Annotated in this window: 14 protein-coding genes; 13 read left to right on the top strand and 1 reads right to left on the bottom strand. The window is 67.7% G+C overall.

Annotated elements, in window-relative coordinates; genetic code table 11:
• Window positions 1-102 precede the first annotated feature (102 nt).
• The 5 genes from QFZ42_RS02830 to QFZ42_RS02850 all read left to right on the top strand — a co-directional run bounded on the left by QFZ42_RS02830 (window position 103) and on the right by QFZ42_RS02850 (window position 3842).
• Window positions 103-1134 (top strand): isocitrate/isopropylmalate dehydrogenase family protein, encoded by a 1032-nt coding sequence (locus QFZ42_RS02830; protein WP_307699489.1) that lies wholly within the window; start codon window positions 103-105, stop codon window positions 1132-1134.
• A 25-nt stretch (window positions 1135-1159) separates the two neighbouring features.
• Window positions 1160-1888 (top strand): phosphodiester glycosidase family protein, encoded by a 729-nt coding sequence (locus QFZ42_RS02835; RefSeq protein ID WP_307699490.1) that lies wholly within the window; start codon window positions 1160-1162, stop codon window positions 1886-1888.
• Window positions 1889-1931: 43 nt separating this feature from the next.
• Window positions 1932-2621, top strand: a complete 690-nt coding sequence (locus QFZ42_RS02840; RefSeq protein ID WP_307699491.1) for a YceH family protein — start codon at window positions 1932-1934, stop codon at window positions 2619-2621.
• A gap of 109 nt (window positions 2622-2730) precedes the next feature.
• Window positions 2731-3042 carry a hypothetical protein gene (locus tag QFZ42_RS02845; protein ID WP_307699492.1) on the top strand — a complete coding sequence of 104 codons (312 nt, stop codon included), beginning with the start codon at window positions 2731-2733 and terminating at the stop codon, window positions 3040-3042.
• 5 nt (window positions 3043-3047) lie between these two features.
• The gene (locus QFZ42_RS02850; RefSeq protein ID WP_307699493.1) at window positions 3048-3842 is read left to right on the top strand and encodes a phytanoyl-CoA dioxygenase family protein; all 795 of its coding nucleotides are present in this window, start codon (window positions 3048-3050) and stop codon (window positions 3840-3842) included.
• 26 nt (window positions 3843-3868) lie between these two features.
• Here the strand turns inward: QFZ42_RS02850 and QFZ42_RS02855 are convergent, their stop codons facing one another.
• Window positions 3869-5062, bottom strand: a complete 1194-nt coding sequence (locus QFZ42_RS02855) for a patatin-like phospholipase family protein (RefSeq protein WP_307699494.1) — start codon at window positions 5060-5062, stop codon at window positions 3869-3871.
• A gap of 178 nt (window positions 5063-5240) precedes the next feature.
• Here QFZ42_RS02855 and apbC point away from each other — a divergent pair, with 178 nt between their 5' ends.
• The 8 genes from apbC (at window position 5241) to QFZ42_RS02895 (ending at window position 14947) form a co-directional block, all read left to right on the top strand.
• Window positions 5241-6332 (top strand): iron-sulfur cluster carrier protein ApbC, encoded by a 1092-nt coding sequence (apbC, locus tag QFZ42_RS02860; protein WP_307699495.1) that lies wholly within the window; start codon window positions 5241-5243, stop codon window positions 6330-6332.
• A 15-nt stretch (window positions 6333-6347) separates the two neighbouring features.
• Window positions 6348-7292 (top strand): LysR substrate-binding domain-containing protein, encoded by a 945-nt coding sequence (locus QFZ42_RS02865; protein WP_307699496.1) that lies wholly within the window; start codon window positions 6348-6350, stop codon window positions 7290-7292.
• Window positions 7293-7538: 246 nt separating this feature from the next.
• A complete protein-coding gene (locus QFZ42_RS02870) occupies window positions 7539-9284 on the top strand; it encodes an NAD(P)H-dependent oxidoreductase subunit E (RefSeq protein WP_307704158.1) in 1746 nt (581 codons plus the stop codon).
• On the top strand, window positions 9281-12154 hold the full coding sequence (fdhF, locus tag QFZ42_RS02875) for a formate dehydrogenase subunit alpha (RefSeq protein WP_307699497.1): 2874 nt from the start codon (window positions 9281-9283) through the stop codon (window positions 12152-12154). The genes QFZ42_RS02870 and fdhF overlap by 4 nt, the downstream gene beginning before the upstream one ends.
• An 82-nt stretch (window positions 12155-12236) precedes the next feature.
• Window positions 12237-12584 (top strand): winged helix-turn-helix domain-containing protein, encoded by a 348-nt coding sequence (locus tag QFZ42_RS02880; protein ID WP_307699498.1) that lies wholly within the window; start codon window positions 12237-12239, stop codon window positions 12582-12584.
• A 111-nt stretch (window positions 12585-12695) separates the two neighbouring features.
• Complete coding sequence (gene modB / locus QFZ42_RS02885; RefSeq protein WP_307699499.1) at window positions 12696-13379, top strand: molybdate ABC transporter permease subunit; 684 nt, start codon at window positions 12696-12698, stop codon at window positions 13377-13379.
• Window positions 13380-13409: 30 nt separating this feature from the next.
• A complete protein-coding gene (gene modA, locus QFZ42_RS02890) occupies window positions 13410-14159 on the top strand; it encodes a molybdate ABC transporter substrate-binding protein (protein ID WP_307699500.1) in 750 nt (249 codons plus the stop codon).
• A complete protein-coding gene (locus QFZ42_RS02895) occupies window positions 14156-14947 on the top strand; it encodes an ABC transporter ATP-binding protein (protein ID WP_307699501.1) in 792 nt (263 codons plus the stop codon). The genes modA and QFZ42_RS02895 overlap by 4 nt, the downstream gene beginning before the upstream one ends.
• The last annotated feature ends 11 nt before the right edge of the window (window positions 14948-14958 follow it).

Below are 14958 nucleotides of genomic sequence, written 5' to 3' on the forward strand. Positions count from 1 at the left end.
GTCTCCCGCGCGACGTATGCTCCACACCGCGCATTTCGCCAGCGTTCCCTCCTGATATGGCGAAGAGATATACAAGATAGATACACAGAAAGCGAGTTTCCGATGACCATCCCCATTCCCGCAACCCTGATTCCCGGCGATGGCATCGGCCCCGAAATCGTCGACGCGACGCTGGCTGCGTTCGATGCGCTGAAGGCTCCCTTCGAATGGGACCGCCAGATTGCCGGTCTCGGCGGCGTCACGGCCTCGGGCGATCCGCTGCCGCAGGCGACGCTGGACAGCATCCGCCGCACCCGCCTGGCCCTCAAGGGCCCGCTCGAAACCCCGTCGGGCGGCGGCTACCGCTCGTCGAACGTGCGCCTGCGCGAAGAGTTCCAGCTCTACGCCAACCTGCGCCCCGCCCGCACCATCGTTCCGGGCGGCCGCTTCGACAAGATCGACCTGATGGTCGTGCGCGAAAACCTCGAAGGCCTCTACATTGGTCACGAGCACTACGTGCGCATCGACGGAGACCCGCATGCCGTGGGCATGGCCACCGGCATCAACACGCGCCAGGGATGCCTGCGCCTGCTCGAATACGCGTTCGAGACCGCCATTGCCACGGGCCGCAAGAAGGTCACGCTGGTCCACAAGGCCAACATCATGAAGGTGCTGACCGGCCTCTTCCTGGAGACCGGCCTCGACCTGTACGAGAGAAAGTACAAGGGCAAGTTCGAGCTCGACTCAATCATCGTCGACGCCTGCGCAATGAAGCTGGTGCTCAATCCGTGGCAGTTCGACATGCTGGTGACCACCAACCTGTTCGGCGACATCCTCTCCGACCTGGTGGCCGGGCTGGTCGGCGGGCTGGGCATGGCACCGGGCGCCAACATCGGCGCCGATGCCGCGATTTTCGAGGCCGTGCACGGCTCGGCGCCCGACATCGCCGGCAAGGGCATCGCCAATCCGACCGCGCTGCTGCTGGCCGCCGCGCTGATGCTCGAGCACGTCAAGCTGCCCGAGATGGCCACGCGCCTGCGCAAGGCCATCGACGACACGCTCAACATCGACAAGGTGCGCACCGGCGACCTCGGCGGCACCGCCAACACGGCAGCCTTCACCAAGGCGCTGGTCAGCCGCATCCAGAACGGCTGAAGCACAGGCGGCTTTCCATCGCTTCATGAGAAAGCTGCTGCTCCTGCTGGCGCTCTGCGCGGCCGGCGTGGCGAGCGCGGCCGGCATGGCTGCCACGGCAGCCGCTGCGGGGGAGCCGCGCTACACCGTCGTCAAGATCGATCTGCGCACGGAACGGCTGGAGCTGTTCCTGCGCGACGACGCGGGCGTCGAGTTCAAGCGCTTCGACCGGCTGGAAGCCTGGCTCGCCGCGCAAAACCGGCAACTGGTATTCGCGATGAACGCCGGCATGTACCACGCCGACTTTTCCCCGGTGGGCCTGCTGGTGCAGGAGGGGCGCGAGGTTTCGCCTCTCAACCTGTCCGCGGGCGCGGGCAATTTCTTCCTCAGGCCGAACGGCGTGTTCCTGGTGTCGGACGCCGGGCCGCGCGTGGTCGAGTCGTCGGAGTATCCGGCGCTGTCCAAGGGTGTTCGCCTCGCGACGCAGTCGGGCCCGCTGCTGCTGCGCCATGGCGCGGTGCATCCCGCCTTCATTCCCGATTCGGATTCGCGCAAGATCCGCAACGGCGTGGGCGTGTCGGGCCACACTGCAATTTTCGTGATCAGCGAGCAGCCCGTGAACTTCTACGAGTTCGCGCTCTACTTTCGCGATGTGCTGCACTGCCGCGACGCGCTCTATCTCGACGGCACCGTGTCCGCATTGCATTCGCCCTCCTTGCGGCGCAGCGATTTCGTCAGGGAGCTGGGCCCGATACTCGGCGTGGCGGTGCCATGAACCGACCTTTGTTTTCAGCGATTCCATCCAGAATTTTCGACCGATGACCCAAGCCCTTCCCATTCTTTCGCTCGCCGAAACCCGCGTGCTCGGCGTGCTGGCCGAAAAGCAGCGCACCGTGCCCGACAGCTATCCGCTCACGCTCAATTCGCTGGTGTCCGGCTGCAACCAGAAGACCAGCCGCAACCCCGTGCTCGAGCTGAACGAGGCGCAGGTGCAGGCCACGGTCGACAGCCTCAAGGGCTACAGCCTGGTGGCGGAAACCAGCGGCGGCAGGGCGTTTCGCTACGAGCACAACATCGATCGCGTGCTGCGCATTCCGTCGCAGTCGGTCATCCTGCTCACCGTGCTGATGCTGCGCGGTCCGCAAACAGCGGGCGAACTGCGCATTGCCTGCGACCGCATGCACAACTTTGCCGACATCTCGTCGGTCGAGGGTTTTCTCGACGAACTTGCGGAGCGGCCGGCCGGGGCGCTGGTCGTCAAGCTCGCACGCCTGCCCGGCGCGCGTGAAAGCCGATGGGCGCATCTGCTGAGCGGCGCGCCGGCGGAAGAGCTTGCCGGGCCGGCCGGTGCATCGGCCGAAGGCGCATACGCATCGCACGATGCACCGCTCGGCGAGGTCGCGGCGCTCAAGGCCAATGTGGCGCGGCTCGAGGCCGAGCTGGCATCGCTGAAGGCGCTGTTGGGGCGGGTGTGCTCGGAGCTTGGGATTTCTCCCGAGGCGGGTTAGCGGATGCGCCGCCAGCAGCAGCCGGTTGTGCGCTGCGGCTGAACTGCGGTATCTTGCGCAGCACATGAAACATACATGTCCGAGTTGCCGCGAGCCGGGAATCGGCGGCTTGGCCAAGCGTTGGTCAAGCCGCGGCGCTCCTGTCACTTGTGACGCCTGCGGCGCTCTCAGCCATGTGCTGGCAAGCACATCGAACGGCATCTGGGCCGCGGGCGTCGTCATCTTGGTGCTGTCTCTGATCGGCGAGCTCGGCCTGGACTCGTCTCTGTTCTTTTTCAGTGGGCTGGTGCTCGCTGTTGCCTTCAACTTGCGGGCATGGAAGCGTGCAAAGCTGGTGCCGATCTCGAAAGAAAGTGCGGCCCGTGCGACCACCACGAACTGGTTCGTCATGGGCATGCTGGTGCTCTTCGGACTCAATTAGCCTCGATGCCCGAGCACTCGATTTTTCCGGCGAACGACCCGCGCTCCGAAGCCTTCATCCGAGACGGCTTCCTGCGCATCGACAACGCCTTTTCACGCGAACTCGCAGCCGAGGCGCGCGCGATCCTCTGGCGCGACACCGGGTGCGATCCGGACGATCCATCGACATGGACGAAGCCCGTTGTCAGGCTCGGCATGTACTCGCAGCGGCCGTTCGTCGAGGCCGCGAACACGCCGCTTCTGCACGTTGCCTTCGACCTCCTCGTCGGCCCGGGCCGGTGGCAGCCGTGCCGCAGCATGGGCACCTTCCCCGTGCGCTTTCCCTCAGGCGAAGATCCGGGCGACGCCGGCTGGCACATCGACGTGAGCTTCGGGTTGGAGAACCCGGACTTCATGTCATGGCGCGCGAACGTTCGCTCCAAAGGGCGGGCATTGCTGATGCTCTTCCTGTTCTCGGATGTGGGCGAGAACGACGCACCCACGCGCATCCGTGCCGGCTCGCATGCCGACATCGCCCGGCTGCTGATGCCGGCGGGCGAGGAGGGACTGTCGCTCGGTGAACTGGCGCGCAACGGCTTTGCCGAGTCCGCCGCGCGGCCCGAGGTGCTGGCGACGGGCGCCGCGGGCACCGTGTACCTGTGCCATCCGTTCCTCGTGCATTCGGCCCAGCCGCACCGCGGCACGCGGCCTCGTTTCATGGCGCAGCCGCCGTTGCTACCCGCACAACCCTTCAATATCGAGCCGCCATCGCCGGCACGCTGCCCTGTCGAAGAAGCGATCTGGCAGGCGGTGAACGGCTGAACAGCTGAAAGGATTTGGCCTCCGCGTCAGGCCGCCGCATCCCACCCGAAGAAGCGCAGTACCTCTTCTCGTTGCCGCATGGCATCGGCGCGTCCGAGCGCCATGAGCTCGCGCGTGTAGCCCGACTCGAACAGCAGGTAGCTCGCGAGCGCGCCGCCCTTCACGTCGGCCGCGACTTTGGAGCCACCCAGCAGATGCCGTACCGCGCCGGGCAGCGCATCGACATGGCGCGCCGCAATCACGTCGAGCCGCTCCGACGGGGAGATCACCAGCAGGTCGAGCGGGCGCAGCGAGCTCGAGGCGCGGGCCTCTTCGGGAATGAGGCCGAGCGTGTGGTTGATGCGCCGCAGCCGTTCGATGTCCACGGCCAGCGCGTCCAGAAAGATGCTCGACAGCGCATGGCCCGCAATCTGAGCCATGGTGGGATAGCCGCTGTAGGTGTTGGGCGCGTCGGTGTCGCGCGGCTCGTGCATGCGGCCCGCGCCGATCACCAGGATGCGCTGGGCGCCGAGATGGATCGCCGCCGCAATGGGTGCCGACTGGCGCATGGAGCCATCGCCGAAATACTCGGTGTGGTCCTGCATCGGCAGCGCGGTGGCCGGGAACACGAAGGGAATGGCCGACGAGGCCAGCAGATGCGCATGGCTGATGCGGTCGCGCACCGACAGCCGCTGCGAACGCACCCAGGGCTCCATCGGCACGGCGGCTTCGAAGAAGGTGACGTGTTCGCCCGAGCTGTAGCTCGACGCGGTCACGGCCAGCGCCTTCAGGTGGCCTTCCTGCATGAGTTGCGGCAGACGGTCCAGCGGCACCATGCGGGCCAGCAGCTCGGCGAGCGGCGCGTTGTCGAGCAGCGAGCGTGGCTTGATGCGCATCCAGTTGGCCGCAAAGCGCCCGAGCCCGAGCAGCATGCGCCAGCGCGCGCCGCTGCCGATGACCGACAGCGAGTCGGCGCGGTAGACCTGGCCCGCATGGAAGTTGTGCCAGATCTGCGCGATGCGCGCGACGGCCGCGTCGAAGTCGTCGGCACCGCAGGCCAGCGCGGCCGCGTTGATGGCGCCGGCCGAGGTGCCGGTGATCACGGGAAAGGGGTTGCGCTGGCCGGCGAAACCCGCCGCACGCCGCATGCCGGCAATGGCCTCCAGCACGCCGACCTGGTAGGCGGCCCGGGCACCGCCCCCGGTGAGCAGGAGGCCGGTGGCGGGGGGTGTCTCTGGCATTTGTATTGTTGTTCTCGAATGAAAAAGGGCGCGAGCCCACGGCCGGTTCGCGGAGCGGCGCGGGCGCTGGCTTGGCGGGCCGGTGGCTTTGTCCCCGGCAGGGGAAAGGCGAAGCGTGCGCCGCCTCGGGGCGAGCCATCAGACCCACTAGACTACCCGCCATTCAGGAGTTAGATCAATGGCACTCACCCCAGAAGGGCTCATGGACGCGCTCAAGGCCGTCTCGGACCCTAACACCGGCAAGGATTTCGTGGCGACGCGCTCGCTCAAGAACCTGCAGATATCGGACGGCGACGTGTCGTTCGACCTCGAGCTCGGCTATCCGGCCAAGAGCCAGCATGCGGCCCTGCGCAAGGCGCTTGTCGCGGCCGCCAAGACGGTGCCGGGCGTGAGCAACGTCTCCGTCAACATCGTCACCAGGGTCATCAGCCATGCGGTGCAGCGCGGCGTTCAGCTGATGCCCAACGTCAAGAACATCATTGCGGTAGCTTCCGGCAAGGGCGGCGTGGGCAAGAGCACCACGGCCGCCAACCTGGCGCTGGCGCTGGCGGCCGAAGGCGCCGCCGTGGGTCTGCTCGACGCCGACATCTACGGCCCGAGCCAGCCGATGATGCTGGGCATCGAAGGCCGGCCCGAGAGCGAAGACGGCAAGACCATGGAGCCGCTCGAAAACCACGGCGTGCAGGTCATGTCGATCGGCTTCCTGGTCGACCAGGACGAAGCCATGATCTGGCGCGGCCCCATGGCCACCCAGGCGCTGGAGCAGCTGCTGCGCCAGACCAACTGGAAAGACCTCGACTACCTGATCGTCGACATGCCGCCCGGCACCGGCGACATCCAGTTGACGCTTTCGCAGCGCGTGCCGATGACCGGCGCGGTGATCGTCACCACGCCGCAGGACATTGCGCTGCTCGACGCCAAGAAGGGCATCAAGATGTTCGAGAAGGTCGGCGTGCCGATCCTGGGCATCGTTGAAAACATGGCGGTGCACATCTGCTCCAACTGCGGCCATGTCGAGCACATCTTCGGCTCCGAAGGCGGCAAGAAGATGGCGGCGCAGTACGAAATGGAATACCTCGGCGCACTGCCGCTGGACATCAACATCCGCTTGCAGGCCGACAGCGGCAAGCCCACGGTGGTGGCCGACCCGGACGGCGAAGTGGCCGGCATCTACAAGGCCGTCGCGCGGCAAGTGGCCGTGGGCATCGCCGAAAAGGCCAAGGACTTCTCGTCGAAGTTCCCCACGATTTCCATCAGCAAGAACACCTGACCGGCGGCGCGCCCCGTGAACCTTCTCGCGTCGATGCGCTATCTCGTTGCGCTCAGCGAGCACAAGCATTTCGGGCGCGCGGCGCAGGCCTGCCACATCACCCAGCCGGCGCTGTCGAACGCGCTGCGCTCGCTCGAAGGCGAGTTCGGCGTGGTCATCGTCAAGCGGGCGCGCACGTACGTGGGCCTGACGCACGAAGGCGAGCGGGTGCTGGCCACGGCGCAGCGCATGCTGCGCGACAACGAGGTGCTGCAGCAGGAGCTGCGCAGCGAAGAGGGCCATCCGCGCGGGCGGCTGCGCATGGCGGCGGTGCCCACCGCCATTCCGATGCTGTCGCGCTTTGCCGCGATGCTGCACGAGCTGCACCCGGGCATCGTGCCGGCCGTGCTGTCGATGAGCTCGCAAGACCTGGAAACGGGGCTCGAAAGCCTTTCCGTCGACCTGGCGCTCGGCTACACCGAGCGCATGCACCTGCCAGGCATCAAGCTCACGGCCTGGCCGCAGAGCGTGGAGCACTACTATCTTTTGCGGCGCGCGGCCAAGCCCTCGGCCGACCGGCTGCGCATCGGCCAGCCGATGTCGTGGGCCGAAGCCGGCAAGCTGCCGCTGTGCCTGCTCACGCCCGACATGCACAACCGCTCCATCATCGACCAGGCGTTGCGCGAAGCTGACACCTCGGTCGCGCCGGCGATCGAGACCAACTCGGTACTTACCCTTGCACTGGCCGTGCTCGCGGGCACCGTGAGCAGCGTGCTGCCGGGCGCCATGGTCGCGGCCGTGCGCAGCTACCGCGAGCTGGAGGCGCTGCCGCTCGTGGGGCCGGAGGTCAAGACCCCGCTGGGTTTCATGACCCAGACCGGCGTGCGCCCCTCGCGGGCGCTCGATGCCGCGCTGGTGTTCCTGCAGACGCCGGCCTGGCGGGAGCAGGTGCGGCTGCACAGCGGCGCGCTCGGCGAATAATCGGGCGGCAGGCGCGGGCGCCACGAGCCCTGCGCACCATTTAGTTATTGAATCGATCGATGCGCCGATCGAATTTGACGGGCTCAGGGCCGCCCCACACACTCGGTCAGCCCTCGAGCATTGGGGGCAGTTCCGAGACATCGAGAAAAGGCCCAGGCAGTGAACAACCACCCAGCCACGACCCGCGAGACAACAGCCAAGGCGGCCCCGACGCACACCATCGTGCCGCTCGCCACCGCCGACGAGATGCGCGAGCGCATCCGCCGCAAGAGCAAGCTCAAGGGCCGGCAGCCCGACGAGGCGGCTCTGGTCGAAGTGCGCACGCTCATCGGTGCGCGCCCGGCCGAGGGCCACCGGCGCGACCTGCTCATCGAGCACCTGCACAAGCTCAACGACACCTTCCGCTGCCTGCACGACCGCCACCTGGTGGCACTGGCGCGGGAAATGAACATTCCCATGGCCGAGGTGTACGAGGTCGCGACCTTCTATCACCACTTCGAGGTGGTCCGCGGCGACGAAGCCGCCCCCGGCCTCACGGTGCGCGTGTGCGATGGGCTGGCTTGCGAACTGGCCGGTGCCAAGGATCTGCTGGCGCGGCTGCCCGAACTGCTGGGCGCCGACAGCAGCGAGGTGCGCGTGATTGCCGCGCCCTGTGTCGGCCGCTGCGAGCAGGCGCCCGCGGTGGTCGTCGACCGGCAGGCCGTGCCGCTCGCAACCGCGGCGAAGGTGCTGCAGGCGCTGAAGTCCGACCCCGATGAAGCCACGGTTTCGTATTTCGACGCCGCGGCATTCGCAGAGAAAAGCGTCTCGCCGCTGCCCGGCGCCATCGAGCGCATGCCGACTTTCACCGACTACGCCACCTATCGCGCGCACGGCGGCTACGCGCTCGCGGCGGCGCTGGTCAACGGCGAGGAAGACGCCGAGGCCATCATCAAGACGATGGAAGACTCGGGCCTGCGCGGCCTGGGCGGCGCGGGCTTTCCGGCCGGGCGCAAGTGGCGCATCGTGCGCGACCAGCCGGCCCCACGGCTCATGGCCGTGAACATCGACGAAGGCGAGCCCGGCACCTTCAAGGACCGCACGTACCTCGAGCGCGACCCGCACCGCTTTCTCGAAGGCCTCGTGGTGGCGGCGCAGATCGTCGGCATCGAGCAGTGCTACATCTACCTGCGCGACGAATACCACGACTGCCGCGCGCTGCTCGAAAGAGAGCTGGCCCGGCTCCAGGCCGACCCGCCGTGCGCGCTGCCGCGCATCGAGCTGCGTCGCGGCGCGGGTGCCTACATCTGCGGCGAAGAGTCGGCCATGATCGAAAGCATCGAGGGCAAGCGCGGCGAACCGCGCATGCGCCCGCCGTACATCGCGCAGGTGGGCCTGTTCGGCCGCCCGACGCTGGAACACAACTTCGAAACGCTCTACTGGGTGCGCGACATCGTCGAAAAGGGCGCCGCCTGGTTCAGCGGTTTCGGCCGCAACGGCCGCAAGGGGCTGCGCAGCTTCAGCGTGAGCGGCCGCGTGAAGCACCCGGGCGTCAAGCTCGCGCCAGCCGGCATCACCGTGCAGGAGCTCATCGACGAATACTGCGGCGGCATGCTCGACGGCCACTCGCTGTACGCCTACCTTCCGGGCGGCGCGTCGGGCGGCATTCTGCCGGCGCGCATGAACGACATTCCGCTCGACTTCGACACGCTGCAGCCCTACGGCTGCTTCATCGGATCGGCCGCGGTGATGGTGCTGAGCCAGCACGACCGTGCACGCGATGCCGCGCTCAACGTGATGCGCTTCTTCGAGCACGAAAGCTGCGGCCAGTGCACGCCGTGCCGCGTCGGCACCGCCAAGGCCGCGGCGCTGATGCAGGCCCCCACGTGGGACAACACCACGCTCGAAGACCTGGCGCAGGTGATGGGCGATGCCTCCATTTGCGGGCTCGGACAGGCGGCCCCCAATCCGATTCGCTGCATCCAGCAATACTTTCCGGAGGAGGTGGCATGAACGCCCCATCCAAGCTCGCGGAGCTCATGCCGCAAACTATCGAATTCACGCTCGACGGCCAGCCTATCCAGGCCTTCGACGGCGAGACCATCTACAAGGCGGCCGAGCGCCACGGCGTCGAGATTCCGCACCTGTGCTTCAAGGATGGCTACCGCGCCGACGGCAACTGCCGCGCTTGCGTGGTCGAGGTGAAGGGCGAGCGCACGCTGGCGCCCAGCTGCTGCCGCAACGTGACGGCCGGCATGGAAGTGAAGGCCACCAGCGAGCGGGCACTCAAGAGCCAGAAGATGGTGGTCGAGATGCTGCTGTCCGACATGCCCGACCAAGGCTACAAATGGATCGGCGACGACGCCACCCAGCAGCACGGCGAGCTCAGCGCCTGGGCGAAGAAGCTCGACATCGCGGTGCGGCCCGAGCTCAAGGCGCTGCGCCGCGAGCAGCCGAAGACCGACATCTCGCACCCTGCGATGGCTGTCAACCTCGACGCCTGCATCCAATGCAACCGCTGCGTGCGCGCCTGCCGCGAGGAGCAGGTCAACGACGTCATCGGCTACGCGCTGCGCGGCGCAGGCAGCAAGATCGTGTTCGACCTCGACGACCCGATGGGCGACAGCACCTGCGTGGCCTGCGGCGAATGCGTGCAGGCCTGCCCCACGGGCGCGCTCATGCCCAAGAGCCACATCGGCTCGCAGGAGGTCGATCGCAAGGTCGATTCGGTGTGCCCGTTCTGTGGTGTGGGCTGCCTCGTGACCTACAACGTGAAGGACGAAAAGATCGTCAGCGTCGACGGCCGCGACGGACCCGCCAACCACAACCGCCTGTGCGTGAAAGGCCGCTTCGGCTTCGACTACGCGCACCACTCGCAGCGCCTGACCAAGCCGCTGATCCGCAAGGCGGGCGCGCCGAAAGATTTTGGCGATACGCCGCGGCCGGACGACTGGAGCGAATATTTCCGCGAAGCCAGCTGGGAAGAAGCGCTCGCGCTCACCACCGGCAAGCTCTCGGGCCTGCGCGACACCTACGGCGCCAAGTCGCTCGCGGGCTTCGGTTCGGCCAAGGGCAGCAACGAAGAGGCCTACCTGTTCCAGAAGCTCGTGCGCACGGGTTTCGGCAGCAACAACATCGACCACTGCACGCGCCTGTGCCACGCCTCCAGCGTGGCCGCGCTGCTCGAGGGCGTGGGCTCGGGCGCGGTGAGCAACCAGGTCAACGACGTGGAGCATGCGGGGCTGATCTTCGTCATTGGCTCGAACCCCACGGCCAACCACCCGGTGGCCGCCACCTGGATGAAGAACGCCGCCCAGCGCGGCGCGAAGATCGTGCTGGCCGACCCCCGCCGCACCGACATCAGCCGCCATGCTTGGCGCACGCTGCAGTTCAAGGCCGACACCGACGTGGCCATGCTCAACGCGCTGATCCACGCCGTGATCGACGAAGGCCTGGTCGACCAGGAGTTCGTGCGCACGCGCGCCAGCAACTACGAGGCGCTGCGCGAGAACGTGAAGGGCTACAGCCCCGAGGCGATGGCACCCATCTGCGGCGTGCCGGCCGAAACCCTGCGCGAAGTGGCGCGGGCCTTTGCCACCGCCAAGGGCTCGATGATCCTTTGGGGCATGGGCGTGAGCCAGCACGTGCACGGCACCGACAACGCACGCTGCCTCATTGCGCTGGCCACCGTCACCGGGCAGATCGGCAAGCCCGGCTCGGGCCTGCATCCGCTGCGCGGCCAGAACAACGTGCAGGGCGCGAGCGACGCGGGCCTGATCCCGATGATGTTCCCCAACTACCAGCGCGTCGACAACCCGGCGGTGCATGCATGGTTCGAGAACTTCTGGGGCACGCCGCTCGACGCAACGCCGGGCTACACCGTGGTCGAGATCATGCACAAGGCGCTGGCGCCCGACACCGATCCGCACAAGGTGCGCGGCATGTACATCATGGGCGAGAACCCGGCCATGAGCGACCCCGACCTGAACCATGCGCGCCATGCGCTCGCGAGCCTGGAACACCTGGTGGTGCAGGACATCTTCATGACCGAGACCGCGTGGCTCGCCGACGTGGTGCTGCCCGCGAGCGCCTGGCCCGAGAAGACCGGCACGGTGAGCAACACCGACCGCATGGTGCAGCTCGGCAAGCGCGCGCTCAATCCGCCGGGCGATGCGCGGCCCGATCTCTGGATCATCCAGCAGATCGCCCAGGGCATGGGCCTGCAATGGAACTACGAGGGCGAGGAATCGGGCGTGGCCGCGGTCTACGAGGAAATGCGCCAAGCCATGCATGCGGTCATCAGCGGCATCAGCTGGGAGCGGCTGCAGCGCGATTCGAGCGTGACCTACCCGTGCCTGAGCGAGGAAGACCCGGGCCAGCCGACGGTGTTCATCGACGACTTCCCGACCGCCGACGGCCGCGTGAAGCTGGTGCCGGCCGACATCATTCCGGCCAACGAGCGGCCCGATGCCGAATACCCGTTCGTGCTTATCACCGGCCGCCAGCTCGAGCATTGGCATACCGGCAGCATGACCCGCCGCGCCACCGTGCTCGACGCGCTGGAGCCCATGGCCACCGCCTCGATGAACCAGGCCGACCTGCTGCAGCTCGGCCTCCAGGCCGGCGACGTGATCACCGTGCAATCGCGGCGCGGCGAGGTGGCCATCCACGTGCGGCGCGACGACGGCACGCCGAACGGCGCGGTGTTCGTTCCGTTCGCCTACTACGAGGCGGCGGCCAACCTGATGACCAACGCCGCGCTCGATCCGATGGGCAAGATTCCGGAGTTCAAGTACTGCGCGGTGCGCATTGCGCGCGGCGGCCAGCCGATGGCGGCGGCCGGCTACGGAACCGGCTCGGGCGTGCTGGCGGCGGTGGATTGACGCGGGGGGCGGGCGGAGCGTGGGTGCGGCCATGGTTTAACCTTGGCGCCAAGCTTCCGCACCGCTTCCCATCACCACCGGCATGAAAACCAGAGTCCAGTTCCGCCTGCGCATCTACAGGGACGACAGCATCGCCTTCGGCCCCGGCAAGATCGACGTGCTGGAAGCCGTGGCGCAGACCGGCTCGATCTCCGCCGCGGCACGCCAACTGGGCATGTCGTACCGGCGCGCCTGGATGCTCATCGACGAGATGAACAACGCCCTGAGTTCCCCGGCCGTGAATACCGCGGCCGGCGGCTCGCGCGGCGGCGGCACCGCGCTCACGCCCGTGGGTGAGGAAATCGTCAAGCACTACCGGGCTATCGAGAATGCCGCACGCCTGGCCACGGCGGCGGACGTCCGCGCGCTGACGCGCCTGCTGGCGCCCTGATTCATCTCCCGCGCTGTATCCGGAGGGATATCGGCGCCGTCTTCCCGCACCTGCCACGGAGGCCCGGTCGAGGGGGAAGGGGCGTTCGTGCAACAATCACGTTGTATCTTCATGAATACGACGAACTCCCTCATCGCCTCGGCCGACTGGTTCCCGCTGGTGCTGTCGCTCAAGGTGGCCACCGTCGCGACCCTGCTGGCGCTCATTGCCGGCGTGGCGCTGGGCTGGGTGTTCGCGCGCAAGCGTTTTCCGGGGCGCTCGGTGCTCGAAGCCGTGTGCATGCTGCCGCTGGTGCTGCCGCCCACGGTCATCGGCTACGCCATCCTGGTGGCGGCGGGGCGCCACAGCCCTCTGGGCAGCTGGCTGCGCGATCACCTCGACTACAGCATCATCTTCAGCTGGCATGGCGCCGTCGTGGCGTCTGCCGTGGTGGCGCTGCCGCTGGTGCTGAAGTCGGCCAGCGCCGCCTTCGCGGGCGTGGACCGCTCGCTCGAAGCCGCCGCCAGCACGCTGCGCCAGTCGCCGTTTTCCGTCTTCCTGCGCGTCACGCTGCCGCTGGCCTGGCCCGGCATCCTGGCCGGCACGCTGCTCGCGTTTGCGCGCGCCATGGGCGAATTCGGCGCCTCGCTCATGGTGGCGGGGTCCATTCCCAAGCAGACCCAGACCCTGTCGATGGCCATCTACGACGCCGCGCAATCCGGCAACGACGACCTGGCATTGCTGCTGGTAGCGGTGACTTCGCTACTGTCGATCACCGTGCTGGTGCTGTCGAACCGGTTCTTCTCGCTGCGCTGAGCGGACCATCGCCCGATCCGGAAACCACACATGCGCCCGCTCCGACTCCTTTCTCTTCTCTTGGCCATGGCACTGCCGCTGGCCGCGGTGGCGCAGCAGATCACCGTGTCCGCCGCAGCCAGCCTGACGGACGCGTTCAAGGAGCTGGGGCCCAGGTTCGAAGCGGCCAAGCCGGGCGCCACGGTGCGCTTCAATTTCGCGGCCTCGGGCGTGCTGTTGCAGCAGATCGCCCAGGGCGCGCCGGTCGACGTGTTCGCGAGCGCGGACCAGGAAACCATGGACCGCGCGGTGGGGCAGAAGCTCGTCGATGCGGACACGCGCCGCAATTTCGCCGGCAACAGCCTGGTGCTGATCGAGCCGCTCAGGGATGCGGCCGGCGTGAAATCGCTGCAGGACCTTGCCGGCGCGGGCGTCCGAAAAATCGCGATCGGAAAGACGGCCACGGTGCCGGTGGGCCGCTACACGCGGCAGGTGCTGGAGGGGGCAGGGCTCTGGAGCGTGCTCGAGCCGAAGTTCGTGCAGGCCGACAGCGTGCGCCAGGTGCTCGACTACGTCGCTCGCGGCGAGGTCGAGGCGGGTTTCGTCTACCGCACCGATGCGGCCATGGCGGGCGACAAGGTCAAGACCGCGTTCGCGCCCGCAGGCCACACGCCGGTGACCTACCCCGCCGCCGTGGTCGCCGACAGCAGGCAGAAGCCGCTGGGCAAAGACTTCGTCGCCTTTCTTTCCAGCGATGCCGCGCGCGAAGTCTTCGCACGCTACGGGTTCACCAGGCCATGATCGACGTCGACCTGAAGCTCACGGTCACCGACGGCACGCGCCGCTTCGACCTGGCGGCACGCTTCGCGACCGATGTGCCTTTTGCCGTGCTCTACGGTCCCTCGGGCGCCGGCAAGACGCTCACCTTGCAAGCCATTGCGGGGCTGCTGCGGCCGTCCGAAGGGCATGTGCGGCTCGACGGCCGCACGCTCTACGACTCCGCGCGCGGCATCGAGGTGCCCACGCCGGAGCGGCGCATCGGCTACCTGTTCCAGAACTACGCGCTGTTTCCGCACCTGTCGGTGCGCGAGAACGTCGCCTTCGGCCTGACGGCGTGGCACCGGCGCAAGCTGCCGCCGCGCGAGGCGGAGATGGTGCAGTCGCTGCTTGAAGGTTTCGGCTTGGCCGCTCTGGCTGACAGCCGGCCACAGAAGCTCTCGGGTGGCCAGCAGCAGCGGGTGGCGCTGGCCCGCGCGCTCGCCTGCCAGCCGCAGGTGCTGCTGCTCGACGAACCCTTTGCCGCGCTCAACCCTATGCTGCGCAGCGAGTTGCGCAACGAACTGGCCCAGGTGCGCCGCCAGTGGGGCATTCCGGTGCTGATGATCACGCACGACATCGAAGACGTGCTCGCCCTGGCCGACGTCGCCTTCGTCTACGACAAGGGGCGCGTGGTGCGCGAGATCGATCTGCACAACGCCGAAAGCCGCGACATTGCGCTGCGCGAGGCGGGCGGTGTGCCGGCCGCCGAAGCCACGCCCCTGCACCGCAAGCTGCGCGGCCTGCTGATGCACGGCGCGCCGGGCGCCTGAGCAACGCAAAG

This window comes from Variovorax paradoxus, assembly GCF_030815855.1.
GTDB classification, from domain to species: Bacteria; Pseudomonadota; Gammaproteobacteria; order Burkholderiales; family Burkholderiaceae_C; genus Variovorax; species Variovorax paradoxus_M.

Excerpts from the sequence above, each read along its gene's own strand:
- QFZ42_RS02830 (WP_307699489.1), top strand. The coding sequence starts at position 103 with ATGACCATCCCCATTCCCGCAACCCTGATTCCCGGCGATGGCATCGGC.
- QFZ42_RS02835 (WP_307699490.1), top strand. The coding sequence starts at position 1,160 with ATGAGAAAGCTGCTGCTCCTGCTGGCGCTCTGCGCGGCCGGCGTGGCG.
- QFZ42_RS02840 (WP_307699491.1), top strand. The coding sequence starts at position 1,932 with ATGACCCAAGCCCTTCCCATTCTTTCGCTCGCCGAAACCCGCGTGCTC.
- QFZ42_RS02850 (WP_307699493.1), top strand. The coding sequence starts at position 3,048 with ATGCCCGAGCACTCGATTTTTCCGGCGAACGACCCGCGCTCCGAAGCC.
- QFZ42_RS02855 (WP_307699494.1), bottom strand. The coding sequence starts at position 5,062 with ATGCCAGAGACACCCCCCGCCACCGGCCTCCTGCTCACCGGGGGCGGT.
- apbC (WP_307699495.1), top strand. The coding sequence starts at position 5,241 with ATGGCACTCACCCCAGAAGGGCTCATGGACGCGCTCAAGGCCGTCTCG.
- QFZ42_RS02870 (WP_307704158.1), top strand. The coding sequence starts at position 7,539 with ATGCGCGAGCGCATCCGCCGCAAGAGCAAGCTCAAGGGCCGGCAGCCC.
- fdhF (WP_307699497.1), top strand. The coding sequence starts at position 9,281 with ATGAACGCCCCATCCAAGCTCGCGGAGCTCATGCCGCAAACTATCGAA.
- QFZ42_RS02880 (WP_307699498.1), top strand. The coding sequence starts at position 12,237 with ATGAAAACCAGAGTCCAGTTCCGCCTGCGCATCTACAGGGACGACAGC.
- modB (WP_307699499.1), top strand. The coding sequence starts at position 12,696 with ATGAATACGACGAACTCCCTCATCGCCTCGGCCGACTGGTTCCCGCTG.
- modA (WP_307699500.1), top strand. The coding sequence starts at position 13,410 with ATGCGCCCGCTCCGACTCCTTTCTCTTCTCTTGGCCATGGCACTGCCG.
- QFZ42_RS02895 (WP_307699501.1), top strand. The coding sequence starts at position 14,156 with ATGATCGACGTCGACCTGAAGCTCACGGTCACCGACGGCACGCGCCGC.